At 56.4% G+C, this 23,515-nt stretch carries 24 protein-coding genes; 8 read left to right on the top strand and 16 right to left on the bottom strand.

The annotated features are described in order from the left end of the window. Window positions 1-15 precede the first annotated feature (15 nt). Genes mhpE through G163CM_RS05090 form a run of 6 tightly spaced genes read right to left on the bottom strand, consistent with a single transcriptional unit; the run spans window position 16 to window position 6,281 of the window. The gene (mhpE, locus tag G163CM_RS05115) at window positions 16-1,029 is read right to left on the bottom strand and encodes a 4-hydroxy-2-oxovalerate aldolase (protein ID WP_015964221.1); all 1,014 of its coding nucleotides are present in this window, start codon (window positions 1,027-1,029) and stop codon (window positions 16-18) included. Beyond that, window positions 1,026-1,976, bottom strand: a complete 951-nt coding sequence (mhpF, locus tag G163CM_RS05110; RefSeq protein ID WP_149462655.1) for an acetaldehyde dehydrogenase — start codon at window positions 1,974-1,976, stop codon at window positions 1,026-1,028. Before mhpF ends, mhpE begins: the two co-directional genes overlap by 4 nt. Next, window positions 1,973-2,779 carry a 2-keto-4-pentenoate hydratase gene (mhpD, locus tag G163CM_RS05105; protein ID WP_231827118.1) on the bottom strand — a complete coding sequence of 269 codons (807 nt, stop codon included), beginning with the start codon at window positions 2,777-2,779 and terminating at the stop codon, window positions 1,973-1,975. Before mhpD ends, mhpF begins: the two co-directional genes overlap by 4 nt. Window positions 2,780-2,788: 9 nt before the next feature. Then, a complete protein-coding gene (gene mhpC / locus G163CM_RS05100) occupies window positions 2,789-3,655 on the bottom strand; it encodes a 2-hydroxy-6-oxonona-2,4-dienedioate hydrolase (protein ID WP_231827117.1) in 867 nt (288 codons plus the stop codon). Between the two features lie 15 nt (window positions 3,656-3,670). After that, the gene (gene mhpB / locus G163CM_RS05095; RefSeq protein WP_231827116.1) at window positions 3,671-4,615 is read right to left on the bottom strand and encodes a 2,3-dihydroxyphenylpropionate/2,3-dihydroxicinnamic acid 1,2-dioxygenase; all 945 of its coding nucleotides are present in this window, start codon (window positions 4,613-4,615) and stop codon (window positions 3,671-3,673) included. A gap of 1 nt (window position 4,616) precedes the next feature. Then, window positions 4,617-6,281 (bottom strand): bifunctional 3-(3-hydroxy-phenyl)propionate/3-hydroxycinnamic acid hydroxylase, encoded by a 1,665-nt coding sequence (locus G163CM_RS05090; RefSeq protein ID WP_231827115.1) that lies wholly within the window; start codon window positions 6,279-6,281, stop codon window positions 4,617-4,619. A gap of 187 nt (window positions 6,282-6,468) precedes the next feature. On the opposite strand from G163CM_RS05090, the gene G163CM_RS05085 reads away from it, so the two are divergent. From G163CM_RS05085 to G163CM_RS05070, 4 genes are all read left to right on the top strand, one after another. Further along, the gene (locus G163CM_RS05085) at window positions 6,469-7,287 is read left to right on the top strand and encodes a DNA-binding transcriptional regulator (protein WP_231827114.1); all 819 of its coding nucleotides are present in this window, start codon (window positions 6,469-6,471) and stop codon (window positions 7,285-7,287) included. Window positions 7,288-7,381: 94 nt separating this feature from the next. Then, window positions 7,382-8,449, top strand: a complete 1,068-nt coding sequence (locus G163CM_RS05080; RefSeq protein ID WP_231827113.1) for an ABC transporter substrate-binding protein — start codon at window positions 7,382-7,384, stop codon at window positions 8,447-8,449. After that, a complete protein-coding gene (locus G163CM_RS05075) occupies window positions 8,436-9,443 on the top strand; it encodes a FecCD family ABC transporter permease (RefSeq protein ID WP_015964213.1) in 1,008 nt (335 codons plus the stop codon). The genes G163CM_RS05080 and G163CM_RS05075 overlap by 14 nt, the downstream gene beginning before the upstream one ends. Continuing rightward, window positions 9,440-10,189, top strand: a complete 750-nt coding sequence (locus G163CM_RS05070) for an ABC transporter ATP-binding protein (protein ID WP_231827112.1) — start codon at window positions 9,440-9,442, stop codon at window positions 10,187-10,189. Before G163CM_RS05075 ends, G163CM_RS05070 begins: the two co-directional genes overlap by 4 nt. Here G163CM_RS05070 and modA read toward each other — a convergent pair. The 4 genes from modA to G163CM_RS05050 form a co-directional block, all read right to left on the bottom strand. Further along, on the bottom strand, window positions 10,175-10,897 hold the full coding sequence (gene modA, locus G163CM_RS05065; RefSeq protein ID WP_231827111.1) for a molybdate ABC transporter substrate-binding protein: 723 nt from the start codon (window positions 10,895-10,897) through the stop codon (window positions 10,175-10,177). The two genes, G163CM_RS05070 and modA, sit on opposite strands and share 15 nt — an antisense overlap. A gap of 237 nt (window positions 10,898-11,134) precedes the next feature. Next, complete coding sequence (locus tag G163CM_RS05060; protein ID WP_231827110.1) at window positions 11,135-11,971, bottom strand: shikimate dehydrogenase family protein; 837 nt, start codon at window positions 11,969-11,971, stop codon at window positions 11,135-11,137. Further along, window positions 11,961-13,307, bottom strand: coding sequence for an MFS transporter (locus G163CM_RS05055; protein ID WP_231827109.1), 1,347 nt, complete (start codon window positions 13,305-13,307; stop codon window positions 11,961-11,963). The genes G163CM_RS05060 and G163CM_RS05055 overlap by 11 nt, the downstream gene beginning before the upstream one ends. A gap of 78 nt (window positions 13,308-13,385) precedes the next feature. Then, window positions 13,386-15,236 (bottom strand): bifunctional sugar phosphate isomerase/epimerase/4-hydroxyphenylpyruvate dioxygenase family protein, encoded by a 1,851-nt coding sequence (locus tag G163CM_RS05050; RefSeq protein ID WP_231827108.1) that lies wholly within the window; start codon window positions 15,234-15,236, stop codon window positions 13,386-13,388. A gap of 128 nt (window positions 15,237-15,364) precedes the next feature. Here G163CM_RS05050 and G163CM_RS05045 point away from each other — a divergent pair, with 128 nt between their 5' ends. After that, window positions 15,365-16,003, top strand: coding sequence for a TetR/AcrR family transcriptional regulator (locus G163CM_RS05045; protein WP_015964207.1), 639 nt, complete (start codon window positions 15,365-15,367; stop codon window positions 16,001-16,003). 18 nt (window positions 16,004-16,021) lie between these two features. Here G163CM_RS05045 and fumD read toward each other — a convergent pair whose 3' ends face one another. Further along, window positions 16,022-16,234 carry a fumarate hydratase FumD gene (fumD, locus tag G163CM_RS05040; protein WP_149462668.1) on the bottom strand — a complete coding sequence of 71 codons (213 nt, stop codon included), beginning with the start codon at window positions 16,232-16,234 and terminating at the stop codon, window positions 16,022-16,024. Between the two features lie 179 nt (window positions 16,235-16,413). Here fumD and ynhH point away from each other — a divergent pair, with 179 nt between their 5' ends. The 3 genes from ynhH to G163CM_RS05030 all read left to right on the top strand — a co-directional run bounded on the left by ynhH (window position 16,414) and on the right by G163CM_RS05030 (window position 18,688). Then, entirely contained in the window at window positions 16,414-16,719 is a 306-nt protein-coding gene (gene ynhH, locus G163CM_RS23535) for a protein YnhH (RefSeq protein ID WP_420851437.1), read from the top strand. Window positions 16,720-16,726: 7 nt separating this feature from the next. Next, window positions 16,727-18,139, top strand: coding sequence for a pyruvate kinase PykF (gene pykF, locus G163CM_RS05035; protein ID WP_015964205.1), 1,413 nt, complete (start codon window positions 16,727-16,729; stop codon window positions 18,137-18,139). Between the two features lie 312 nt (window positions 18,140-18,451). Then, window positions 18,452-18,688 carry a major outer membrane lipoprotein gene (locus G163CM_RS05030; protein ID WP_007374746.1) on the top strand — a complete coding sequence of 79 codons (237 nt, stop codon included), beginning with the start codon at window positions 18,452-18,454 and terminating at the stop codon, window positions 18,686-18,688. 63 nt (window positions 18,689-18,751) lie between these two features. Here G163CM_RS05030 and ldtE read toward each other — a convergent pair whose 3' ends face one another. From ldtE to sufC, 5 genes are all read right to left on the bottom strand, one after another. Next, window positions 18,752-19,768 (bottom strand): L,D-transpeptidase LdtE, encoded by a 1,017-nt coding sequence (gene ldtE / locus G163CM_RS05025; protein WP_231827107.1) that lies wholly within the window; start codon window positions 19,766-19,768, stop codon window positions 18,752-18,754. Window positions 19,769-19,871: 103 nt separating this feature from the next. Beyond that, a complete protein-coding gene (gene sufE / locus G163CM_RS05020) occupies window positions 19,872-20,288 on the bottom strand; it encodes a cysteine desulfuration protein SufE (protein ID WP_231827106.1) in 417 nt (138 codons plus the stop codon). A gap of 12 nt (window positions 20,289-20,300) precedes the next feature. Beyond that, window positions 20,301-21,521, bottom strand: a complete 1,221-nt coding sequence (sufS, locus tag G163CM_RS05015; RefSeq protein WP_231827105.1) for a cysteine desulfurase SufS — start codon at window positions 21,519-21,521, stop codon at window positions 20,301-20,303. After that, the gene (gene sufD, locus G163CM_RS05010; RefSeq protein ID WP_231827104.1) at window positions 21,518-22,792 is read right to left on the bottom strand and encodes a Fe-S cluster assembly protein SufD; all 1,275 of its coding nucleotides are present in this window, start codon (window positions 22,790-22,792) and stop codon (window positions 21,518-21,520) included. The genes sufS and sufD overlap by 4 nt, the downstream gene beginning before the upstream one ends. Continuing rightward, window positions 22,767-23,513: a Fe-S cluster assembly ATPase SufC gene (sufC, locus tag G163CM_RS05005; RefSeq protein WP_231827103.1), complete on the bottom strand. Its 747-nt coding sequence runs from the start codon at window positions 23,511-23,513 to the stop codon at window positions 22,767-22,769. The genes sufD and sufC overlap by 26 nt, the downstream gene beginning before the upstream one ends. Window positions 23,514-23,515 lie beyond the last annotated feature (2 nt).

The raw sequence follows: 23,515 nt of genomic DNA, 5'->3' as shown, positions 1-23,515 counted from the left end.
CTTTCTTGTTATGTTTTACGCTTTGGCTTTCAGGTCGAGCGCCACATCGACGATCATGTCTTCCTGGCCGCCAACCATCCGGCGTTTACCCAGTTCAACCAGAATATCTACCGCACTCAGGCCGTAGCGCTGCGCCGCCACTTCGCTGTGACGCAGGAAGCTGGAGTACACCCCGGCATAACCGAGCGCCAGCGTTTCACGGTCAACGCGCACCGGGCGATCCTGCAATGGACGCACCAGGTCGTCTGCCGCCGCCATCAGCGCATACAGGTCCGTGCCATGATCCCAACCGAGTTTATCCGCCGCAGCAATAAACACTTCCAGCGGCGCATTCCCGGCCCCCGCGCCCATGCCCGCCAGGCTTGCGTCAATGCGGTCACAGCCCTCTTCCACCGCCACGATCGAGTTCGCCACACCGAGGCTCAGGTTGTGGTGTGCGTGCATCCCGGTTTGTGTTTCCGGCTTGAGCACCGCTTTCAGCGCGCGGAAACGGTCGCGAATATCGTTCATATTCATCGCGCCGCCGGAATCAACCACGTAGATGCAGGTTGCGCCGTAGCCTTCCATCAGCTTCGCCTGTTTCGCCAGATTTTCCGGCGTGGTCATATGGCTCATCATCAGGAAGCCAACGGTGTCCATGCCCAGCTCGCGCGCGAAGGCGATATGCTGCGCGGAGACATCCGCTTCGGTGCAGTGCGTCGCCACACGTACCACGCGCGCGCCAGCCTGATAAGCGGCTTTCAGATCATGCAGCGTGCCGATGCCAGGAATCAGCAGGGTGGCGATTTTAGCGTGCTTCACCGTGTCGGCAGCGGCTTCAATCCATTCGATGTCGCTGTGCGCGCCGAATCCGTAGTTAAAGCTGGAACCCTGTAAACCATCGCCGTGCGCCACTTCGATAGAATCCACGCGCGCATCATCCAGCGCTTTGGCAATCTGGCGCACATTGTCTAAGGAATACTGGTGGCGAATGGCGTGCATGCCGTCACGCAGCGTGACGTCGGAGATATAGAGTTTTTTACCGTTCATGCGACTTCTCCTGCTGCTTTCACCATGGTTTGCGCCATTTTTTCCGCCGTCGACATCGCCGCTGAGGTCATGATATCGAGGTTTCCGGCGTAGGCGGGCAGATAGTGCGCCGCGCCTTCGACTTCCAGATACACCGCCGTTTTCAGGCCGGAGAACTGGCCGATACCCGGAATGGTCACCGGTTTATCCTGCGGAATAATTTCAAACTGCACTTTTTGCTTCAGGCGGTAGCCCGGCACATACGCCTGCACGGCGGCGGCCATCTCTTCAATCGACGCTTCAATTTCGATTTGCGAGGCGTCCTCACTCAGCACATACACCGTGTCACGCATCATCACCGGCGGCTCTGCCGGGTTGAGAATAATGATGGCTTTGCCTTTCGCCGCGCCGCCCACCACTTCAATGGCCTGCGAGGTGGTTTCGGTAAATTCGTCGATATTGGCGCGTGTGCCCGGCCCGGCGGATTTACTGGAAATCGAGGCAATAATTTCCGCGTAATGCACCTTCGCCACGCGGGAAACTGCCGCTACCATGGGAATCGTCGCCTGCCCGCCGCAGGTCACCATGTTGACGTTGCCCTGGCTGAGGTTTTTATCGAGATTCACCACCGGCACGCAGTACGGGCCAATCGCCGCAGGCGTCAGGTCAATCAGGCGAATATTGGGTTTCTTCGCCCGCAGCGCGGCGTCATTTTTCACATGTGCCCCGGCGCTGGTAGCGTCAAAGACGATATCAATATCGGCGAATTCCGGCATCGCCATCAGGCCATTGACGCCCTCATGGGTGGTGGCGACGCCCATGCGACGCGCGCGCGCCAGGCCGTCGGATTCCGGGTCGATCCCGACCATCACCGCCATCTCAAGGTGCTTGCCGTTGCGCAGAATTTTGATCATCAGATCGGTGCCGATATTACCTGAACCGATGATGGCGACTTTTATCTTACTCATGACTGACTTCCTTCTTGTGCGGCAGAGAACGTGGCTGCCACAGAACCAATACCTTCAATAAGCGCCTCAAAACGATCGCCTGGATTGATGGCGACCATCGGGCCCAGCGCGCCGGTCAGTACGATGTCGCCCGCGCGCAGCGGTTCGCCAAGGCTCGCCATCTTGCGCGCCAGCCAGACGGCAGCGTTCAGCGGATGCCCCAGACATTCGCTGCCGCGCCCGCTGGATACCTGTTCGTTATTACGCGTCATCTGCATGGTGCAATTTTTCAGGTCTAACCCTGCCGGGCGCATCGCCGGGCTGCCGATGACGTACACGCCGCAGGAGGCGTTGTCCGCTACCGTATCGACAAACTTAATCGACCAGTCACGTACGCGGCTGCCCACCACTTCCAGCGCGGGCAGCACCCATTCAATAGCGCCGTATAGCTCATCAAAGGTGGTATCGGCGTTTGGCAAATCGCGATTCAGCACCAGCGCAATTTCTGCTTCAATTTTCGGTTGCATCACACGATCAAAAGGGATCGTGTCGTTGTCGCCGTAACACATATCGGCGAACAGCGTGCCGAAATCCGGCTGGTCAACGCCCAGCTGTTGCTGCACTTTCGGATGGGTAAGGCCAATTTTGCGCCCGACCACGCGACGGCCTTTCGCCACCGCGTGTTCCACATTGAGAGCCTGGATGGCATAAGCAGCTTCGGCATTATCAAGGCCGATAATGTCGCGCAGCGGCGCAATCGCCTGCCCGGTTTGTTCGGCCTCGCGCAGGGCGGCGGCCAGTTGTTCCAGTGTTTGTACAGACATCTCAGCTCCTTATGCGCGGTTGAGGTAATCCAGCACCAGTTGGTTGAAGGATTCTGCATGTTCCCACTGGGCCCAGTGACCGCAGTCGCGGTAGATGTGCAACTCAGAACCATTAATGCCGGAAAGCAGACGAAGGCCCGCATCCATCGGAACGAAACGGTCGTTGCGGCCCCAGACAATCAGCGTGGGGGCTTTGATTTCAGCCAGTCGCGGGCTAAAGTCCGGGAACTGTTTCGGGTTGGCTTCCAGGCTCTTGATGAAGTTTTCCAGGTGATTGCGACGCGCCAGCATATTGTTGAGACGCGCTTCAAACAGCGCTTCGGTCAGATCGCTTGGGTCATAGACGAAGATGTTCATCATCTTCTTCAGGTTGTCGATATTCGGTTCGCGATACAGGCCGTTCAGCAGCTTGATGCCTTCCGTTGGCATCGGGGTGAACAGGCTCATCCCGCCCGTACCGCCGCCCATCAGGACCAGTTTGCCGACGCGCTCCGGCCAGGTCAGAGTAAACGCCACCGCGCTGTGCCCGCCCATGGAGTTACCCAGCAGATGCACCTTCTGGATATCCAGTTGATCCACGACGCTTTTCAGGATGCGAGCATTCAGGTCAGAACGGGAGCCGCTGTTAATAATGGTGTCGCTTTTCCCCCAGCCAGGGCAGTCGAGCAGGATAACGCGATAGCCGGCTTCCACCAGCGGGTCGATGTTACGGCTAAAGTTCGCCCAGCCGGTTGCGCCAGGGCCTGAACCGTGCAGCATGACGACGGTTTCATCGCCCTGCCCACAATCGTTAAAATGGATGCGCAGCGTCTCGCCGCCCTCTTCAACATTCAGAAAACGGCTGGTTGCGGCTTCAGTTTGCGGTTGGTAGGTCATTGTTTTTCTCCTGCTTTAATTCTGTGAACGGGCGCTGAGGGAACCGAAACCGGCAATCCATTCGGGGATTGGGCGGTAGTAACGCCCCTCGGTGCGATAGTCGCCAAAGGCCGACAGCGCGGCAAACGCGGCGACCCAGGTCTTAATTTCGTGGGTAGATTTCCCGGCAATGGCCGAAAGCTCTTCATTACTGACGGCATCCAGTTCGCCCAAACGTTTCTGTTCAAGCAGCGTCATAAACTGGTTATCCCAGACCGGGTTGAGCGGATGCAGGCTTTTCTGATCTTCAATAAACTTTTCGGCGGCTTCGATAACGCGGCGCTGACGCAGCTCACGCTCATTCGGCGGCAGATGCTTCCCGCTGCCCAGCAGGCGGTCGCGCATATGGGCATCGACCTTCGCCAGTTCCGGCACCGGCGGTTGATGCGATAACCCGCCAGAACCCAAAATCAGCACGCGCTTGTTCAGCGTGGTGAGGAAACGACCAATCACTTCCCCCATCATGCGGGTACGCTGGAAACCCGGCAGCGGCGTGGCGACTCCGTTGATGAAGATCGGCAGCACCGGCCGAGAATCCAGACCGCCTAACAGAAACTCCAGCGGCTGGGCAAAACCGTGGTCCACCTGCATGCAGTAGGAAACCGCCAGGTCAATACCGTTTTTCATGGTGTAGTGCGCACAAGCTTCCGCGATATCCGTCGGCACCGGCAGTTCTCCCGCCGCGCTGGAAAAGTCGCCAATCGCCGTCGCGCCAACGCCCAGGCAGAACGGCGGCATCACGTCGTAGAAGAAGCCGTTGTAGTGATCGGGGGCAAACAGCACCACCAGTTCCGGGTCAAAAGCCGCAATGCGTTCGCGCGCGGCGGCAATCACACCATCCACTTCATCCAGTACCGGCTGTGCCGGGTCGACATAGCCGACCAGCGGCGTGTGGGAGAGACAATGCAGATATGCGTTCATATCAGGCCACCTTTTCAACAGGAGCGGAGGATGAAACGGCTTGCAACGCCATAACGCTGGCAAGCTGGTTAAGTTGGTTACCCAGCGTTTGCGGAATAGCCAGCGCGGCGACGAAGCGGTCCGGGCGAATGACCGCCAGCGACGCATCCTGCGCGGCGAACCAGGTTTTCAGCCGGTTTTGCGTATCGCCTAAACGAATCACGCCCTCGACGTTGTCCTGCAGGGTGTGAATCTGCACCTCTGGCACGACCTGAATAAATCGTGTGCCCAGCGCGCGCCAGCGGGCAATTTGCTGCTCGCTCATGCCCCACAGCGGGTTACAGCCCCAGCCGATAATGGCGAAATTAGCACCAATCACGTCATCCAGCAGCGTCACCTCGCCGCTCTCGCGGGTCACTTTTGGCTGAATGAACATCTTGCCGACCGGGGAGTTTTTGGCGCGGGGATCGATCACCAGCGCCCCTTCGCGATACTGCGGCATCGGTTTAAAGCGCATTTCGAGGAAGTAACGTTTCACCGGCGGGATGTAGTTCAGCACCCAGGAGATCCCATCACGCACGTTGCCGTGCCAGCGTTTTGACGGCGCAAGGACGTTTCCGGCGGTGACGGATAAATCAATCATCGCTTTGGCGTGGTCGCGACGCTCCTGCTGGTAGGTGTTGAGCAGACGTTCGCCCGCTTTACCGTTCACCACCAGCGCCAGCTTCCAGGCGAGGTTGAAGGCATCGCGCATCCCGCTGTTGTAACCCTGCCCCTGCCAGACCGGCATGATGTGCGCGGCATCGCCCGCCAGCAGCACGCGATCAACGCGGAAACGTTCAGCAATGCGCGCGTTATGGGTGTAGACGCGCTGGCGAATCAGTTCGACGTGATCGGGATTCGGCAGCACTTTGCTCAGCAACCGACGCATGTTGTGCGGCTCGCTCAACTGTTCTTCGGTTTCGCCCGGCATCACCATAAACTCGAAGCGACGTACACCATGCGGCAGCGCGGCAGAGACATAAGGGCGCACCGGGTCGCAGCACAGGTAAATGTGCGGCGTCGATAAAGGGTCGTTGGCGATATCAATCACTATCCATTTATTCGGCGCGGTTTTGCCTTCAAACGGCACATTGAGCGTACGACGCACCACGCTCGCCCCGCCATCACAGGCGACCAGCCAGTCGGCTTTCACCGTTTCGCGCTGGCCTTCCGGGCCTTGCAGATTAATTGTGACGCCGTCACTATTTTGACTAAACGCTTCCAGCTCGCGCGAGAAAAGCACCCGCACGTTCGGGAAACGCGACAGCCCTTCATACATCACCGCATCGACCTGCGGCTGAATAAAGGCGTTTCGCCGCGACCAGCCAAACTCGTCGGTCATTGGCTGAATATCGGCAAAGCAGCGCCCCTTCGGAGTCAGGAAACGCATCGCATGCCACGGCGTGGTATGCGGCAGCACGTTCTCCACCAGGCCGACCGACTGCATGGCGCGCAGCGCTTCATCGTCAATACCGATGGCGCGCGGGTAGTCGATCAGTTTGTCGAGCTTCTCAACCACCAGTACCTCGACGCCCATCTGCCCAAGGTAGTTCGCCATCATCAGGCCCACCGGGCCCGCGCCGATAATGGCGACCTGAACGGACTGCTGAACGGCAGGCTGGATATCGGGATTAATCGTTGTCATGTCATTACCTCACTTCTCGGACCAAATAACCGGTACGGATACGCCCGCGCCGTCATTTGTTAATTTGATGTGAACATTTTTTTATAATGCGCTCAGTATATGTCCGGTGATTTAGGCTACAATCAAAACAGGCTCGGAGGTGCACTCCGTGCACACGGTTGTTTCAACTCTAGAATTGTCAGGAAATATGAAGAACAACGAGACGACGGAATACAAAACAGTACGCGGATTAACCCGAGGGTTATTGTTATTAAATTTGTTAAATAAATTCGATGGAGGCGCATCAACCGCGACGCTGGCTGAGTTTAGCGGCCTGCACCGCACCACCGTTCGACGGCTGCTGGAAACGCTCCAGGATGAAGGCTACGTTCGCCGCAGTTTGTCCGACGACAGCTTCCGTTTGACGATGAAAGTTCGTCAGCTCAGTGAAGGATTTCGTGACGAACATTGGATTTCTGCACTTGCAACGCCATTACTTGGCGAATTATTGCGCGAGGTCATTTGGCCGACCGATTTAACCACCCTCGACGTTGACGCCATGGTGGTGCGCGAAACTACCCACCGTTTTAGCCGTCTCTCTTTTCACCGCGCCATGGTTGGCCGCCGCCTGCCGCTGCTGCTGACCGCATCGGGTATTACCTGGCTGGCGTTTTCCGCCGAGCACGACCGCCAGCCGATTATCGATATGCTGGCAGGCCGCCCGGAGCCGGAATACCAGCTGGCGCGCGAGCCGGAAAAGCTGGCCTCGATTCTGGAACGCACGCGCCATAATGGTTATGGCGAAAACTTTGGCGGCTGGCAGCAGGAGGAAAAAATCGCCTCCATCGCCGTGCCAGTGCGCAGCCAGGGCCGGGTAATGGGCTGTCTTAACCTGGTGTATATCGCCAAAGCGATGACCATTGAACAGGCGGCGACGAAGCATTTGGGGGCGTTGCAGCGAGTAGCAAAACAGATTGAGGAGCGCATGGAGGAACAGGAAATTATCTACGAGCACCCCTCTCTTTAGAAATTAATAGGTACTTGCCCCACAACCATTTGCAATCCCCATCGTTATATATTCAAATACACATCGAAATTTCCCCTTCTCTTAGAGCCACTTCATGTTGAATGTAAAACGTCTGCTCCCCGGCATCGCGCTGCTCTGCGCCACGTTTGCCGTTGTTTCTCCCGCCGAGGCGGATCGCACGCTCACCGACCAGCTTGGCCGTCAGGTCACCCTGCCCGATACTGTTAAACGCGTGGTGGTACTGCAACACCAGACGCTCAATCTGCTGGTGCAGTTAGACGCCGGTCAAGACGTGGTTGGCGTACTCAGCAGCTGGAAAAAACAGCTGGGCCCCGATTTCGCACGCTTTATGCCGACACTCTCCGCTCTGCCCATGCCCGGCGACCTGACGCAGGTGAATATCGAAAGCCTGTTGGCGCTGCATCCACAGGTGGTGTTCGTCGCCAACTATGCGCCTGCGGCGATGATCCAGCAGATTCAGGATGCGGGCATCCCGGTTGTCGCGATTTCGCTGCGTGAAGATGCCGCAGGTGAAAAAAACAAAATGAACCCAACGATGGCGGATGAAGAACACGCCTATAACGAAGGGCTTAAACAGGGTATTCGCCTGATTGGCGCGGTGGTGAATCGCGAGAAGCAGGCAAACGAACTGATCCGCTACACCTTTAGCGCGCGCCAGAAATTCAACGCACCGGTCGCGGATATTCCTGAAGACAAAAAAGTCCGTGTTTATATGGCCAACCCGGATCTCAACACCTATGGCTCCGGAAAATATACCGGCCTGATGATGCAGCACGCGGGCGCAATGAACGTCGCAGCGGCGACGGTGAAAGGCGCGCGTCAGGTCTCACTGGAGCAGGTATTGCAGTGGAACCCGCAGGTGATTTTCGTGCAGGATCGCTACCCGGAAGTGGTCAAAGAAATCACCACTGACCCACAATGGCAGACCATTGACGCGGTGAAAAATCATCGCGTCTGGCTGATGCCGGAATACGCCAAAGCCTGGGGCTACCCGATGCCGGAAGCGCTGGCGATTGGCGAACTGTGGATGGCGAAAAAACTCTATCCAGAGCGCTACAAAAACGTCGATGTCGACGCCCAGGCCCAGGATTATTACCAACGCTTCTACCGCACCAACTGGCAGCCGCATGCTCAACCGTAGTCAACCGCTGGCGCTTCAGGGTGGGTTGATGCTGCTCACCCTTTTTCTTGCCGTGGTGTCACTTTGCTTTGGTCAGTATCCTCTCCCCCTGCGAGATGTGCTCTGGCAGCTGTTTCATCCCAATGCGCCTGCGGATATCGCGCAGCAGATAGTCTGGACAGTGCGTATGCCGCGCGTGTTGATGGCGCTGCTGGCGGGCGGTGCGCTGGGGTTGTGCGGTGCGACGCTTCAGGGCGTGTTCCAGAATCCGCTGGTCGATCCACATATCATCGGCGTTACCTCCGGCTCCGCTTTCGGCGGAACGCTGGCGATTTTGCTGGGGTTTAGCGCCCCGCTGATGATGGGCTCCACGTTCTTCTTTGGCCTGTTGGCACTCTGTCTGGTCTATCTCATCGCCGCGTTACAGGGGCGTGAAAGCACGCTGATATTGATCCTCGCCGGGATCATTCTCAGCGGTTTCTTTGCCGCGCTGGTCAGCCTGATGCAGTATCTCGCCGATACGGAAGAGACGCTGCCCAACATCGTGTTCTGGCTGCTCGGCAGTTTTGCGACGGCAAACTGGCACAAAACGCTGATGCTCGCACTTCCGGTCGCCCTGGCCGCTGCAGTCCTGTTTAAACTGCGCTGGCGCATTAATTTACTGTCGCTCGACGATAAAGATGCGCGCGCATTGGGTGTTAACGTCACACCGCTGCGTCGCGGCGTGCTGGTGTGCTGCGCGTTACTGGTTGCCGCGCAGGTAGCGGTAAGCGGCAGTATTGCATGGGTTGGACTGGTGATCCCCCATCTGGCCCGTTTGCTGGCGGGTGCGGATCACCGTCGCCTGCTGCCAACCGCGTTCTGGCTAGGCGCCAGCTTTATGATTGTGGTGGATGATGTGGCGCGCACGCTGACGGCGGCGGAGATCCCTATCGGCATTCTGACCGCACTGATTGGCGCGCCGCTGTTTACCCTGTTACTGGTGCGCAACGCCCGCCGAGGAGCCCGCTCATGACCGCGTCGCTTTCTCTGAATGCACTGGTGTATGGTCATCAGCAGCCGCTGTTTTCACCAATGACGCTCAATTGCCGTCCTGGTGAAATCTGGGCGGTGTTGGGGGCGAATGGACGCGGGAAGAGCACGTTGCTCGATACGGTGACCGGCGTGCTGCGGACAATTTCTGGCAGCGTAGACGTACGCGGCGGCGTGGGGATTGTGCCGCAATCTTTTCGCCCGGCGTTTGCCTGGCGGGTGCGGGATGTGGTGCTGATGGGCCGGGCGCGGCATATCGCTCTGTTTGCGCAACCCAAACGGGAGGATGAGCAACAGGTGATGCAGGCGCTGGCGCAGCTAAATATTGCGCATCTGGCCGATACATTGTTCCACGCCCTTTCCGGCGGCCAGCAGCAGCTGGTGATGATTGCGCGCGCCCTGGTCAGCGCCAGTCAGAATATTTTGCTCGATGAGCCCTGCTCGGCGCTGGATCTCGCCAACCAGCAAACCGTGTTGCAACTGATTAGTAACCTGGCACACGATCAGTCGCGTACGGTGGTGTTCACCACGCACGATCCCACCCATGCGTTGCAAATCGCCAGCCACACGTTGCTGCTGTTGCCCAACGGCGAGTGGCTGGCTGGCGCAACGTCGGACGTCGTTCAGGAAACAAACCTGCAACGCGCGTATGGTCTGCCGGTGCGTAAGATCCAGCTTGCGGATTACGCGTGCCCGGTGCTGGCACCGCTGTTTTCAATTCACCGCTAAAAAACCCGCATCGCGCAGGCAACGCTGCCCAACATCCGCAAGAATGAAGGCATACAGTTTCTGCGCATTTTCACTCTCCGCCAGCCGTGCGACGTGGTAATCACAGCGAATATTCTGCGCCTGCGGAAGCTCAACCACGCGCAGAGAGTCGTCGTGCATTAACGCGGCGGCATAGTGCGCATAGCCAATAAACAGATCGGTAAGATCCTGTTGCAATAACCATTTACTGGCGATCTCACCTGACGGAATGCTGAGCGAGTCGCGCCCGCCTACCAGCTGCACAGCGTGGGATTTCAGTTGCTCACCGAGGCCGGGCTCAAGGCTGTTTAGATTATCAAACAGCTGCCAGGTGTAATCACCGGAAGGGTCGCAGCCTGGCGTGGAGGTGGCCAGACGTAAATCGGGGTTGCGCAGAAGCGTTAACGCGTCGCCCTCGAGGTGGCGACGCGCGGTCAAAATTAAGGTGTTGCGGGCAAAAATCTGGCTTTCCCGCGCCAGCCCCTGCGCAATCAGCGTTTCTGGGTGTTGCGCGTTAGCCGAAGCAAACACGTCGCACGCCTCGCCCGCTTCGATACGCTCACGCAGCAGCCCGGCCGGGCCAAAATTCAGGTTCACCGGGATGGCGGTTTGCGCGGTAAAGCGTTCAATCAGGGGAATAAATGCGCGACGCAGGCTGCCTGCGGCGAAAAGCGTTAGGGTGGATGGCATAACAAAATCCAGCGGAAAAACGGATATTTTAGCGGGATTATGCGCAATGTGCAGCCTGTAAAAAATGCCGGGGGCGCTGCGCTTGCCCGGCCTACAAGGTTGACGATCCCGTAGGCCTGATAAGCGTAGCGCCATCAGGCATCATCTCCGCACTCGCCGGGGGCGCTGCGCTTGCCCGGCCTACAAGGGCTCAAAATCCCGTAGGCCTGATAAGCGCAGCGCCATCAGGCAAAAGCATCATGATTCGATTTGAGCCAGCGCACGCAACTGCTCCGGCGTTGCCACCGGCAGATGGAAGAAATCGAGATACGCGGGGATCATCTCAAACAACATATCGGTACCCTGCTGAGTCGCACAGCCGCGCGCTTTCGCTATCGCCAGCAGCGGTGTGACGGCTTGCTTCATAACCACTTCACCGACGAACATCTCCGGCGTAAGCAATTCCGCGGGCAGCGGCAGCGGGTCGTCCGGGTTCATTCCCAGCGGCGTGGCGTTCACCACCAACTGATGCCCGCAAGGATCGTTTGTCATTAGAGCGATCTTCAAGCGCGGATAGTGCGCCTGTAAGCGCATGGCGAGCGCCGCCGCCATTTCCGGACGATTGTCATACAGCGTGAGCGCCGCAACACCCGCTGCCGCTAAAGAGGCGGCAATCGCCGAGCCGACCCCGCCGCTACCGACCACCAGCGCGCGGGCACCTCTTGTTTGGAAGCCTTTGCCCTGAATACCGCGCACAAAACCGTCGCCATCGAACATTTCGCCGGTAAGCGTGCCATCCGCCTCGCGACGAATGGCGTTACATGCACCAGCGATGGCTGCTGTCGGACTCAGACGCGCCATCAACGCACAGGTCGCCACTTTATGCGGCATGGTGACCAGCGCGCCGGCAATATTGGTCATTTTGAACAATGTCGGTACGAAAGCCGCGTAATCCGCGGGCGTGACGCCCACGGGCACCACCCGGACGTCCACCTGCTGATCCGCAAACCACGGGTTGTAAATCATCGGCGCTTTAAAACCTTCCGTCGGATAACCCAGATGGGCAATTAACCGCGTGTGACCACTAATTTGCATCGGTTTCTCCCTGCGGAATATCCAGTTCGATACGTTTTACATCGCCAAGAATAAAGAGATACGCCACCACACCGAGCAGCGCGGCCCCGCCGATGTAGACAAGGGCGTAAAAGAAATCGCCAGAGACGGCGACGATAAACCCAATCACCAACGGCGTCAGGATACTGGCGAGGTTCACGCAAAAATTGAACAGCCCCGCGGTCAGGCCGCCTAGCCCTACAGGTGCCATATCTGAGATGAGCGTCCAGCCAAGCCCCACCATTCCCTGACCAAAGAAGGCGAAAGACATGACCAGGATCACCGCCGTGTTGCTCTCCAGCCAGTTAGCGGTGATGATGCAGCTTGCCATTAGCAGCCCCACCACGATCGGCAGTTTGCGGCCCAGGTTGGCGCTGCCTGTCGCTTTGAGGATTTTGTCCGATACCCAACCGCCAAACATCACCCCGCCCGCCGCTGCCAGGAACGGCAGAATGGCGAAGAAACCCACTTTCAGCCACGGCATATGGCGCTCGGTTGCCAGATAGGTGGGGAACCAGGTCAGGAAGAAGACCAGCACCGTGTTGCCGGCAAATTGACCAATACTGACGCCAATAATTTGCCGTTTGCGCAGCAACTGGCGCACCAGCGGCCAGCTGAAATGCGTTTTTTTCTCTGATCCGGTGGTGAAGCCACCGCCTGCAGCAATGTAGTCTCGCTCCTGAGTGCTCAGATATTTATCTTCGTGCGGTTCGCGATAGCAGCGCCACCACACCAGTGCGAACAGCAGGCCAAACACGCCGACGGTGATGAAGAGCGTTCGCCAGCCAAAACCGTCCATGATCCAGAACAGTAATGGCGCGAAGCAGGCCAGCCCGAGGTATTCTCCCACTGTATATACCGCCGTGGCGCGGGCACGTTCGTGCTGCGGGAACCAGGTGCTGACCACCCGGCTGTTAACCGGGAAGCAAGGCGCTTCACTCATCCCGAGGCCAAAGCGGCACAGCAGCAGCGTTTTCAGGCCGATGGCGAAACCATGCAGCAGCGTAAACAGAGACCAGAAACTCAGCGCCAGGAAGTAGGTCACTTTGTTCCCAAAACGGTCAAGAAACATCCCGCCGGGAATTTGCGCCAGCGCGTAGGTCCATGCGAACGCAGAGAACATCACCCCCATCAATGCCGCGCCAATGCCTAAATCTTGCATTAGCTGCGGCGCGGCGATACCCAACACCGTTCTGTCGAGATAGTTGATCATGGTGCCTGCGGCCAGTAGCGTCAGAATACCAAGACGCCGCCGTGAGCGGGGAACTGCCGCCACCGCCTCAGCGGTTGCCACGCGATTATGGCTATATGTGTTCATAGGGCTTACCTGTCGTTGTAGAGTGCAGATGAATGTTTATTGTTATGGTATTACGCCGGTGCGAACCGGATGGTACAGCTACAGCATCTGACGGTACTGCATCGCCGAAAGGCGTACGGCGGCATTGACGGCACCGTACTGGGCGTAACCGCCCCGCCTTTCGGTCAATTCGAAAAAGAAGCGTCCTTCGCTGAACGGCCAGCTATAGCGGTGGAAAAACTCGCCGCCCTGCGCATCGCGGTCATAAAGAATTTGCTGCTGTTGCAGCGTTGCCATCCCTTCCGGCTGACCAAAACGCGCCACCAGATCCTCGTAATAGTTCGCGGGAACAGGCAGTGAAATGGCCGGGGAGAATGGCGGCATTGCCGGTAAATCGCGGCAGGAAAAAGCGGCGTGCTGCAGGCCCGCGCCCTGATAACAAGCAACAGAGCGCGCAATCTGCGTAGCGCGGCTTTGCGAAATATTGAGTGCGAAGCGAATGTTGCCCTGCGGGCTTTGCACCGCCAGGCTGCGCACCAGCCCATACGGGTCGGGCATGGTTTGTTCGTGCTCAAGCTCAAAGCCAAACACCGATCGAAAGAACATCACCCAGTTATCGCGACTGTCGGCTTCCATGCCCAGCGCCAGATGATCGATGCCCGTAAAGCCATCAGGATTGTCATCAGGCGTCAGGGTGAAGTCCTGGGTGTAGATATTCTGTTTTTCATCAACCAGATAGATAAGACTTCCGTCCGGCGCGCACACCGCCGGAATGGTGCTTTCATTCGGGCCGACCTCCCCTTGCCTGGTGGCGTAGCCGTACGCACGTGCCCTGGCGATAACCGCCGCGCTATCGCTGACGCGCAACGCCATCGCGCAAAGAGAGACGCCGTGACGTTGATAGAAGTGATCCGCCCAACTGTGCGGTTGATAGTTGATGATGACTCGCGCATCGCCATTGCTCCACAGCGCCACCTGCTTGGAGCGGTGAGTGCCGGTCTGGCGAAAGCCCATTCCCGCCAGCATCGCGCCCAGTTTTTTGGCCTCTGCGGCGCTGGCGGTAAACTCGATGAATTCCATGCCAAGCCACTGCGGCAGCGGCTCGCTGACAAACAGATCCGCGTCGCTTTTACTCAGCGCCATGCGGGTTTGTTCCTCCAGCCACAGCAGAGAGCGATACCCATCTTTCGCCGTTGCACCGTTGGGCGAGGCGCGAAAACCGTCGTTAAAAATTTCCAGCGACCAGGGGCCGCGATAGCCACGGCGCGTCAGTTCGGTCGCAAATTCGATCAGCGGCAGCTCGCCCTGACCGGGGAAGCAGCGAAAATGGCGGCTCCACTCCAGCACATCCATCTTCATTAACGGCGCATCGGCCAGTTGCAGGAAGGTGATTTTATCCAGCGGTACCTCATTCAGGCGCGAGAGATTATCGCCAAGCGACAGCACGTGAAAACTGTCCAGCACGATCCCCATTGCCGGGCTATTGACCGCTTTGACGCGCTCCCACGCCTGATACCAGTGATTGACGTGTGTCCCCCATGCCAGCGCTTCGTAGCCAATACGGATATTTTCCTGCTCCGCCAGCGTCGCCAGCGCCCGCAGGTCGGCAACCTGCAGGTCAAAATCCGCCGAGCAATTCGGCGACACGTTGCTGCACAGCAGCAGGGTGTCGCACCCCAGTTCATGCATCAGCGCGAATTTACGTTTCGCGCGTGCCAGATTGGCGGCGAACTGTTCGCGGCTTGCGCCTTCGAAGTCACGAAATGGCTGGAATAAGGTAATTTTTAAGCCCAGATCGTCGGCCAGCATTCGGATATCGGCGGGCGTACCGGTATAATAGAGCAGATCGTTTTCAAAGATTTCAACGCCCTGATACCCCGCCGCCGCAATGGCGCTCAGTTTTTCAGGCAGCGTCCCGGAAATGGAAACGGTAGCAATGGAGCGCAGCATAGGTTTCGCCCTGTGTGAATGAAGAGATGAAACGAATATGAATCATTTGGTTCATTTATGCCAGATTCGGTTGCTAAATTGTGATCATTGTGTGTATTTTTTGTTCTTGAGAATAAACAGGAGTTGCTATGTCCGCCGTTGCTCACGATGAAGCACAGTCTCTGAAAGACAGGATTTTTACCGCCGCGATCGCCGTTTTCGCCGAGCATGGGCTCGCCGGGGCGCGTATGGAACAAATCGCCGGGGAAGCGCAAACCACCAAGCGTATGGTGGTGTACTACTTCAAAACGAAGGAGCAGCTTTATCAGGCCGTGTTGCAGCACGTTTATGCGCGTATACGCGAAACGGAGCAGCAACTAGGGCTCGAAAATGTGCCGCCGGTCGAGGCGCTGGTGCAGCTGGTGAAATGGAGCGTGCGTTATCACGCCACGCACGCCGATTACATGCGGATTATCTGTATGGAGAATATGCAGCGCGGGAAATGGCTATTATCGTCCGATGACTTTAAGCGGGTGAATAAAAGCGCACTTTCGCTGCTGGAGAATATTCTCCAGCGCGGTCAGCAGCAGACGATTTTTCAGCCCGGCGTGGAAGCGCGTGATGTGCACCGCCTCATCAGCAGCTTCAGCTTTTATCAGGTCTCCAACTTTTACAGTTTTAATAGTCTGTATCTGGACGGCCCGTTGCCTGAAATTGATGATGAAGCACTAATTGCGCACCATAGCGATATTGCCGTTAAGGCGGTACTGCGTTTTGTGATTGCCTGAAAACATGGCCCGGCGGGGTTACTGCCCTGCCAGCGCTTTGATCACTTTTTCCATGGCTTCACGCGTCAGTTCTGAACGCTGAATTTTGCTGTTGGCCAGTGCTGTACGCACCACGCCCGCAATCACGATATGTTTCGGTTCCTGGCCCAAATCGCGCATTTCGAGCACAACTTTACCGACCACTCGACACATCTCCTGGTACAGAACCTCGTCTTTACTCAGATTTCCCATTGCGCGCGCTCCCTGTTTTCCATTAATAATCAAAATATTATTGATTCAAATTTAATATAAATCAAATTGATGAATCTACGCCTCTTTCTGCCGTAAAACCGCCTTTTGCGGCGAGGAATTCATCAATAAACCTTACCACGTTGTTATAATACCTTACTGGAAAGGTTTTTATTTTGTTAATGTTAATCTTTCGAATTTTGAAACGCTGTTTTTATTTTCTTTTTGTGATGTTACACCGTATAATACGCGCCGATTCTTTCTTGAATGGTTTCAGCTCATTGAACTGTATTAATAACCAACATAATTATCGTACCCTTCAGTTTGCTGAACCACGAGCACACTTTCCTCTGCACGCTTTTTTGATGTCACCTATCCTTATGATGGCGTGGCGTCGCAAGTTTCGTAACACAGGTTTGACTCCGTGGCTGTGCGCTTATGGAGCGAGATTCCCATATCCTTCTCAACTTACTCAACTTAAAGACTAAGACTGTCATGAAAAAGACCAAAATTGTTTGCACCATCGGTCCGAAAACCGAATCCGAAGAGATGTTAGGCAAAATGCTCGATGCGGGCATGAACGTTATGCGTCTGAACTTCTCCCACGGTGACTATGCTGAACACGGTCAGCGCATCCAGAACCTGCGCAACGTGATGAAGAAAACCGGCCAGAAAGCCGCTATCCTGCTGGATACCAAAGGTCCGGAAATCCGTACAATCAAACTGGAAGGCGGCAACGACGTCTCCCTGAAAGCAGGCCAGACCTTCACCTTCACCACTGACAAATCTGTTGTCGGTAACAACGAAATCGTTGCTGTAACCTATGAAGGTTTCACCACCGACCTGTCCGTTGGCAACACCGTTCTGGTTGACGATGGTCTGATCGGCATGGAAGTTACCGCTATCGAAGGTAACAAAGTTATCTGTAAAGTGCTGAACAACGGCGACCTGGGCGAAAACAAAGGCGTTAACCTGCCGGGCGTTTCCATCGCGCTGCCTGCACTGGCTGAAAAAGACAAACAGGACCTGATCTTCGGTTGCGAACAAGGCGTTGACTTTGTTGCGGCATCCTTCATCCGTAAACGTTCTGACGTTGTTGAAATCCGTGAGCACCTGAAAGCGCACGGCGGCGAGAAGATCCAGATCATCTCCAAAATTGAAAACCAGGAAGGCCTGAACAACTTCGACGAAATCCTCGAAGCATCCGACGGCATCATGGTTGCGCGTGGCGACATGGGTGTTGAAATCCCGGTTGAAGAAGTTATCTTCGCGCAGAAAATGATCATCGAAAAATGTATCCGTGCACGTAAAGTCGTTATCACTGCGACCCAGATGCTGGATTCCATGATCAAAAACCCGCGCCCTACCCGCGCAGAAGCTGGTGACGTTGCCAACGCCATCCTGGACGGCACCGATGCGGTTATGCTGTCTGGCGAATCCGCTAAAGGTAAATACCCGCTGGAAGCTGTGACCATCATGGCGACCATCTGCGAACGTACTGACCGCGTGATGACCAGCCGTCTGGAGTTCAACAACGACAGCCGTAAACTGCGCATCACTGAAGCCGTTTGCCGTGGCGCGGTTGAAACTGCTGAGAAACTGGACGCGCCGCTGATCGTGGTTGCGACCCAGGGCGGTAAATCTGCTCGCGCAGTGCGTAAATACTTCCCGGATGCCACCATCCTGGCCCTGACCACCAACGAAACCACCGCGCGTCAGCTGGTGCTGAGCAAAGGCGTTGTGCCGCAGCTGGTGAAAGAAATCTCCTCCACTGATGATTTCTATCGTCTGGGTAAAGAAGTCGCTCTGGAAAGCGGCCTGGCGCAGAAAGGCGACGTTGTCGTGATGGTTTCTGGCGCACTGGTACCAAGCGGAACCACCAATACTGCATCCGTACACGTACTGTAATAATTTACAGATCTATTTCAGATGCGAATAAAAAGCGCCCTTCGGGGCGCTTTTTTTATTACGTCTAATCACCATGCTCAATAAAAAAGCAAATCGGATTTTACTATTTAAACTAAAATTATCTAAGACGAATCCGATGGAACTCCCCTGTTTTCATAGAGTTTTTCTTTCGCCAGAGCAAAAGTCGATGCTTCTTTGAGCGAACGATCAAAAATAAGGGTTTTCGGATAAAAAAATATTCTCAAGATAAAAAAGTTTGTGTAATACTTGTAACGCTACATGGAGATTAACTCAATCTAGAGGGTATTTATAATGAATCGTACTAAACTGGTACTGGGCGCGGTAATCCTGGGTTCTACTCTGCTGGCAGGTTGCTCCAGCAATGCTAAAATCGATCAGCTGTCTTCTGACGTTCAGACTCTGAACGCTAAAGTTGACCAGCTGAGCAACGACGTGAACGCAATCCGTTCCGACGTTCAGGCTGCTAAAGATGACGCAGCTCGCGCTAACCAGCGTCTGGACAACCAGGCTCACTCTTACCGTAAGTAAGAGTTCTGGTAATAAAATGGCGCACATTGTGCGCCATTTTTTTTGCCTGTGATTTAGCAACCGCTATTGCGTTACCGTCCCTGAAACCTCGCCTTCCGACACCGCATCACCACGCTGACCACTCTGCATCGATAATGACGGCTCTGTCGCACGCGCTGCGCCATTTTCTCCACTCACAGCGACCGGATACCCCGCCCGACGTGTCAACGCCTTCTGGAGCTGCTCCTTGCGCACATCAGCATGTTGTGCAAACTGCGTGAAGTCAGACGAGAGCGTGAAGCTCAGATTCTGCGTGTCCTGTTCCGGGTTCTGCGACAGCGGACGATGCACTTCAACGTAACGCATGCCATTCGGCTCAACCGAATATTTCACCGGCTCATTGATGACGCGCACCGGCGTACCGCTTCGAACCTGGCTGAACAACGCTTTGATATCCGGCGCGTTCATGCGAATACAGCCCGAACTCACACGCAGCCCTACGCTGTCCGGCGCGCTGGTGCCGTGAATCAGGTATTCACCGTTGCCGTAAGCCAGACGCAGCGCATAGCGCCCCAGCGGGTTATTGGGCCCGGCGGGTACGACGGCAGGTAGATGAATCCCCTTCGCCGCAGAACGTGCGCGAATGCCTGCCGGAGGCGTCCAGGTTGGATTAGGGATCTTCTGCCCGACGCGGGTCGTCATCTCCGGCGTTTCGAGCCCCTGCAAGCCGATACCAATCGGATAAACCTGTACCTGATTTTCTCCCGGTGGGAAGTAGTAGAGCCGCAGCTCGGCCAGGTTGACGATGATACCTTCACGCGGGGCATCCGGCAGCAGCATCTGCGATGGGATGGTCACGACCGTGCCCGGTCTCGGTACTGGCGCCATGGTGTTATTGGCTTCAATAAGCAGCATCGCCGCCGTATCGAAACGTCGTGCAATGGCCTGTAAGTTACGATCGCTCTCCTGAACCGTGTAAGTTTGGTTCTGACCAATCAGACGACTGTTGGCCGGAGGCAGCGGATAATCAACAGCCCAGGCGCTATGTACAGCACTAAGAGCCGCTAAGATGCTAAGAGTTATAAGAGACGCGCGCTTCATATGGGATTCCTTATTCACATTCACTGACAAACCGCCAGAAAGCAGAACGGCCAGCGAGGCGGTTCCTGCCTCGCGTAACTGTATGAAAGCTGTCTATATTATATTAGCTGAAGTTAGCGACTTGCGCGCGGATCGCGCGAATCATGGCTTCCAGCCCCTGCGAGCGCGAGGGCGTAAGGTGTTGGGTCAGCGCCATCTGGCTGAACCACGGGCGAACGTCAAAAGAGAGAATATCGTCTGGTGTCATTTGGTCGTAGAGAATAAACACCACGGCAATCAATCCCTTCACGATGGCCGCATCACTGTCACCCTGTAGTTCGACTACGCCGTCTGCATTGCGGGATACTACGATCCATACCTGACTTTGGCATCCCTGAATGATGTTTTCCGGGTTATGCGCCTCTGAGCTTAACGGCGCGAGACGCTGACCCAGCTCGATAATGTAAAGATACTTCTCCTCCCAGTTTGCGCACCGGCCAAAATTACGCACCAGCTTCTCTTTATCCGGTAAAGCAGCCATCGTTCCTCCCTGTTATCCCAATAAGTGATGAATGCGTCGCAGCCCCGTCACCAGACGGTCGACCTCTTCAAAGGTGTTATACATCGCCAGCGACGCCCGGCACATTGCAGGAACCTGATAGAACGCCATCAGCGGCATCGCACAGTGATGCCCGGTACGCACGGCAATGCCGTAGTTATCAAGGAAACTGCCGACGTCATAGGCGTGATGCGTGCCGAGGTTAAAAGCAATGACACCCAGTCTGTTCGCCGGGCCATAAAGATGGAGATCGGGCACGTCTGCCAGCGCGGCCAGAGCGTAATGCATCAGCGTTTGTTCATACTCGCCAACCGTTTCAAGGCCCAGCGCATTGAGGTAATCGAACGCCGCGCCGAGCCCAATTATGCCGCCCGTATTCGGCGTGCCAGCTTCGAAGCGCCAGGGGGCCTTCGCCCAGGTGGTGCCTTCCGTCAGGCTGACGGTCGCAATCATTGAACCGCCGCCTTCCCACGGCGGCATCGCCTGCAGTATCGCTTCTTTCACATACAGCACGCCGATCCCCGTCGGCCCGTAGAGTTTATGGCCCGAAAAAGCGTAGAAATCGCAGTCCAGCGCCTGCACATCTACCGGGTGATGCATCACCGCCTGTGCGCCATCGATCAGTGCTTTCGCGCCATATTGATGCGCCAGCGCGATAAGCGCCGCCACCGGGTTTTCTGTTCCGAGCACGTTCGACACCTGGGTCACTGCCAGCAGCCGGGTACGCTCATCAAACAGCGTCGGCGCAATATCCATCTGCAATGTGCCATCGACATTGAGCGGGATCACGCGCAGTTCCGCGCCGGTACGGGCGCAAAGCATTTGCCACGGTACGATATTGGCGTGGTGCTCCATCGCGGTAATCACAATGTTGTCGCCTGCACGCACGTTGTCACTGCCCCAACTGTTGGCCACCAGGTTTATCCCTTCGGTGGTACCGCGCACAAAAACCAGCTCTTCAGCGGAACGGGCGTTAAGGAAGTTTGCCGCTTTCTGGCGCACCTCTTCCATCCGCTGCGTCGCTTCAGCGCTCAACGTATGAATGCCGCGATGCACCGCCGCGTAACCGTGACGATAGAACTCCGCCTCTGCGCGGATCACCTGCTCCGGTTTTTGCGCGCTGGCAGCGGAGTCGAGATACGCCAGCGGTTGACCGTTCACTTCCCGGCTTAACACCGGGAAATCGGCGCGCACCTGTTGTACGGAAAATGTCATTGTGCTCCTCCTGGCAAGCGCTGACCGATTCGCGTCAGGACTTGCTGTTTTAGCGCATCGTTGGCGATGGCTTCCGTCAACTCGGCGGCGAAGGCGTAGATAATAATTTTGCGCGCGTCGCGATCGCTTATCCCGCGCGAACGTAGATAAAAGAGCTGTTCATCATCAATGCGCCCCACCGTCGCCCCGTGGCTACATTTGACGTCATCGGCATATATTTCCAGCTGCGGTTTGGTATCCGCCTCGGCCAGCCGCCCCAGCAGCAGATTGTTATTGGTCATCTGCCCGTCGGTTTTGATGGCGTGTTTCGCCACGTTAATCAGGCCATTAAATACCGCGCGGCCTTTATCGCTGACGATGGTTTTGTGCAGCTGACGGCTGTTGCAATAGCCTTTGTTGTGCTCAAGCCACGTTCGGGTATCACACACTTCCGTATTCACCGGCATCGCCAGGCTGTTCATACGTAAGGTGGTGTTTTCACCGTTTAACTGGCTGCTGGTGTGGTGGCGCGTGACCGCCGCACCGAGCAGAAAACTGCTGCTGTGGGCGCTGGCATCCTGACCCAGCCGAATGTCGTTATGGGCGAAGTGGAAGCTCTGCGGATTTTCAAAACCCAGCTTCAGATGATGCAGATGCGCGTTGTCCGCCACGTCCATGGTGAATCGCGCCCCGGTAAAGTGGCGTTGATCGTTCAGGCTGACGTAATGTTCTATCACCGTGGCCTCCGCCCCGGTTTCCAGCGCAATGTGGTGGCGATAATGGGCGGTGTTCATCTCCTCGCCCGCCAGCCCCCGCGTGATATGCATCAGCAGCAACGGTTTCGCCGGACGTTGATTGCGTGCAACGCGAATATGCGTCACCGTCGCCGCCAGACTTTCGGTGAGGTGCAGGAAAATCTCGCTATTCACCGCGGCAGGCAGGTCTTCATGCACATTATTAACGACAACCTCGAACCCGCTCTCATCCAGCCCATCGCTCACCCCCGGCGCAAAATGACCGTCGACAAACACCAGACGCCACGCATCCACCGTTAAGGCCAGCGAATCGGGCGCAATATCTTCAAGCGTGGTCAGCCGTGGCGCGACGAACTGGCTACTGAGCAAACGATCCAGCGCGGTGTATTTCCAGTCTTCATCTTTACGCGTCGGCAACCCGAGACGCAGCACCTGTTGCAGATGTTCACGCGCCTGTGGAGAACGCTGTTCGCCCTGCGCTTCAAACAGATGATGCCACTGTTGCAGCGCGTTACTGCTGTTCGGTAAGCCAGCCATAGCCCTGCTCCTCCAGTTGTTTCACCAGGGTGAAGTCGCCAGATTTCACAATCCGCCCCTGATAAAGCACATGCACCACATCCGGCTTGATGTAGTCGAGAATGCGCTGGTAGTGGGTGACGATAATGAACGACCGTTTACCGTCACGCAGGGAGTTCACGCCGTCTGCCACTATCTTCAGCGCGTCGATATCCAGCCCGGAATCCGTTTCATCCAGAATGCACAGCTCTGGCTCAAGCACCGCCATCTGCAAAATGTCATTGCGCTTTTTCTCACCGCCCGAGAAGCCGACGTTTACCGAGCGGGTGAGCAAATCCTGCGGCATTTTCAGCAGGTTGATTTTCTCTTCCATCAGGTCCTGAAAATCAAAACGATCCAGCGCATCCAGACCTCGGTATTTACGCACCGCATTCAGCGCCGTTTGCAGGAAAAACTGGTTGCTGACGCCCGGAATTTCCACCGGATACTGGAAGGCCATAAAGATGCCTTCCCCCGCCCGATCTTCAGGAGAGAGCTCCAGCAGGTCTTTGCCCTTAAAGGTGACCGCGCCGCCGATCACTTCATAGTCTTCGCGCCCGGCGAGCGTGGCGGAAAGCGTACTTTTCCCGGAGCCGTTCGGCCCCATAATGGCGTGCACTTCCCCTGGTTTTACATCAAGGCTCAAGCCGCGCAGGATTTCTTTCTCTTCAACGGCAACCTGTAAATCTTTAATACTTAACATAG

The sequence above is a fragment of the Pseudocitrobacter corydidari genome (genome assembly GCF_021172065.1).
GTDB lineage: Bacteria > Pseudomonadota > Gammaproteobacteria > Enterobacterales > Enterobacteriaceae > Pseudocitrobacter > Pseudocitrobacter corydidari.
Note: the sequence above shows the minus strand (reverse complement) of the source record. Positions and strands in the feature narration are given on the sequence as shown.

Excerpts from the sequence above, each read along its gene's own strand:
- mhpE (WP_015964221.1), bottom strand. The coding sequence starts at position 1,029 with ATGAACGGTAAAAAACTCTATATCTCCGACGTCACGCTGCGTGACGGC.
- mhpF (WP_149462655.1), bottom strand. The coding sequence starts at position 1,976 with ATGAGTAAGATAAAAGTCGCCATCATCGGTTCAGGTAATATCGGCACC.
- mhpD (WP_231827118.1), bottom strand. The coding sequence starts at position 2,779 with ATGTCTGTACAAACACTGGAACAACTGGCCGCCGCCCTGCGCGAGGCC.
- mhpC (WP_231827117.1), bottom strand. The coding sequence starts at position 3,655 with ATGACCTACCAACCGCAAACTGAAGCCGCAACCAGCCGTTTTCTGAAT.
- mhpB (WP_231827116.1), bottom strand. The coding sequence starts at position 4,615 with ATGAACGCATATCTGCATTGTCTCTCCCACACGCCGCTGGTCGGCTAT.
- G163CM_RS05090 (WP_231827115.1), bottom strand. The coding sequence starts at position 6,281 with ATGACAACGATTAATCCCGATATCCAGCCTGCCGTTCAGCAGTCCGTT.
- G163CM_RS05085 (WP_231827114.1), top strand. The coding sequence starts at position 6,469 with ATGAAGAACAACGAGACGACGGAATACAAAACAGTACGCGGATTAACC.
- G163CM_RS05080 (WP_231827113.1), top strand. The coding sequence starts at position 7,382 with ATGTTGAATGTAAAACGTCTGCTCCCCGGCATCGCGCTGCTCTGCGCC.
- G163CM_RS05075 (WP_015964213.1), top strand. The coding sequence starts at position 8,436 with ATGCTCAACCGTAGTCAACCGCTGGCGCTTCAGGGTGGGTTGATGCTG.
- G163CM_RS05070 (WP_231827112.1), top strand. The coding sequence starts at position 9,440 with ATGACCGCGTCGCTTTCTCTGAATGCACTGGTGTATGGTCATCAGCAG.
- modA (WP_231827111.1), bottom strand. The coding sequence starts at position 10,897 with ATGCCATCCACCCTAACGCTTTTCGCCGCAGGCAGCCTGCGTCGCGCA.
- G163CM_RS05060 (WP_231827110.1), bottom strand. The coding sequence starts at position 11,971 with ATGCAAATTAGTGGTCACACGCGGTTAATTGCCCATCTGGGTTATCCG.
- G163CM_RS05055 (WP_231827109.1), bottom strand. The coding sequence starts at position 13,307 with ATGAACACATATAGCCATAATCGCGTGGCAACCGCTGAGGCGGTGGCG.
- G163CM_RS05050 (WP_231827108.1), bottom strand. The coding sequence starts at position 15,236 with ATGCTGCGCTCCATTGCTACCGTTTCCATTTCCGGGACGCTGCCTGAA.
- G163CM_RS05045 (WP_015964207.1), top strand. The coding sequence starts at position 15,365 with ATGTCCGCCGTTGCTCACGATGAAGCACAGTCTCTGAAAGACAGGATT.
- fumD (WP_149462668.1), bottom strand. The coding sequence starts at position 16,234 with ATGGGAAATCTGAGTAAAGACGAGGTTCTGTACCAGGAGATGTGTCGA.
- ynhH (WP_420851437.1), top strand. The coding sequence starts at position 16,414 with ATGTTAATCTTTCGAATTTTGAAACGCTGTTTTTATTTTCTTTTTGTG.
- pykF (WP_015964205.1), top strand. The coding sequence starts at position 16,727 with ATGAAAAAGACCAAAATTGTTTGCACCATCGGTCCGAAAACCGAATCC.
- G163CM_RS05030 (WP_007374746.1), top strand. The coding sequence starts at position 18,452 with ATGAATCGTACTAAACTGGTACTGGGCGCGGTAATCCTGGGTTCTACT.
- ldtE (WP_231827107.1), bottom strand. The coding sequence starts at position 19,768 with ATGAAGCGCGCGTCTCTTATAACTCTTAGCATCTTAGCGGCTCTTAGT.
- sufE (WP_231827106.1), bottom strand. The coding sequence starts at position 20,288 with ATGGCTGCTTTACCGGATAAAGAGAAGCTGGTGCGTAATTTTGGCCGG.
- sufS (WP_231827105.1), bottom strand. The coding sequence starts at position 21,521 with ATGACATTTTCCGTACAACAGGTGCGCGCCGATTTCCCGGTGTTAAGC.
- sufD (WP_231827104.1), bottom strand. The coding sequence starts at position 22,792 with ATGGCTGGCTTACCGAACAGCAGTAACGCGCTGCAACAGTGGCATCAT.
- sufC (WP_231827103.1), bottom strand. The coding sequence starts at position 23,513 with ATGTTAAGTATTAAAGATTTACAGGTTGCCGTTGAAGAGAAAGAAATC.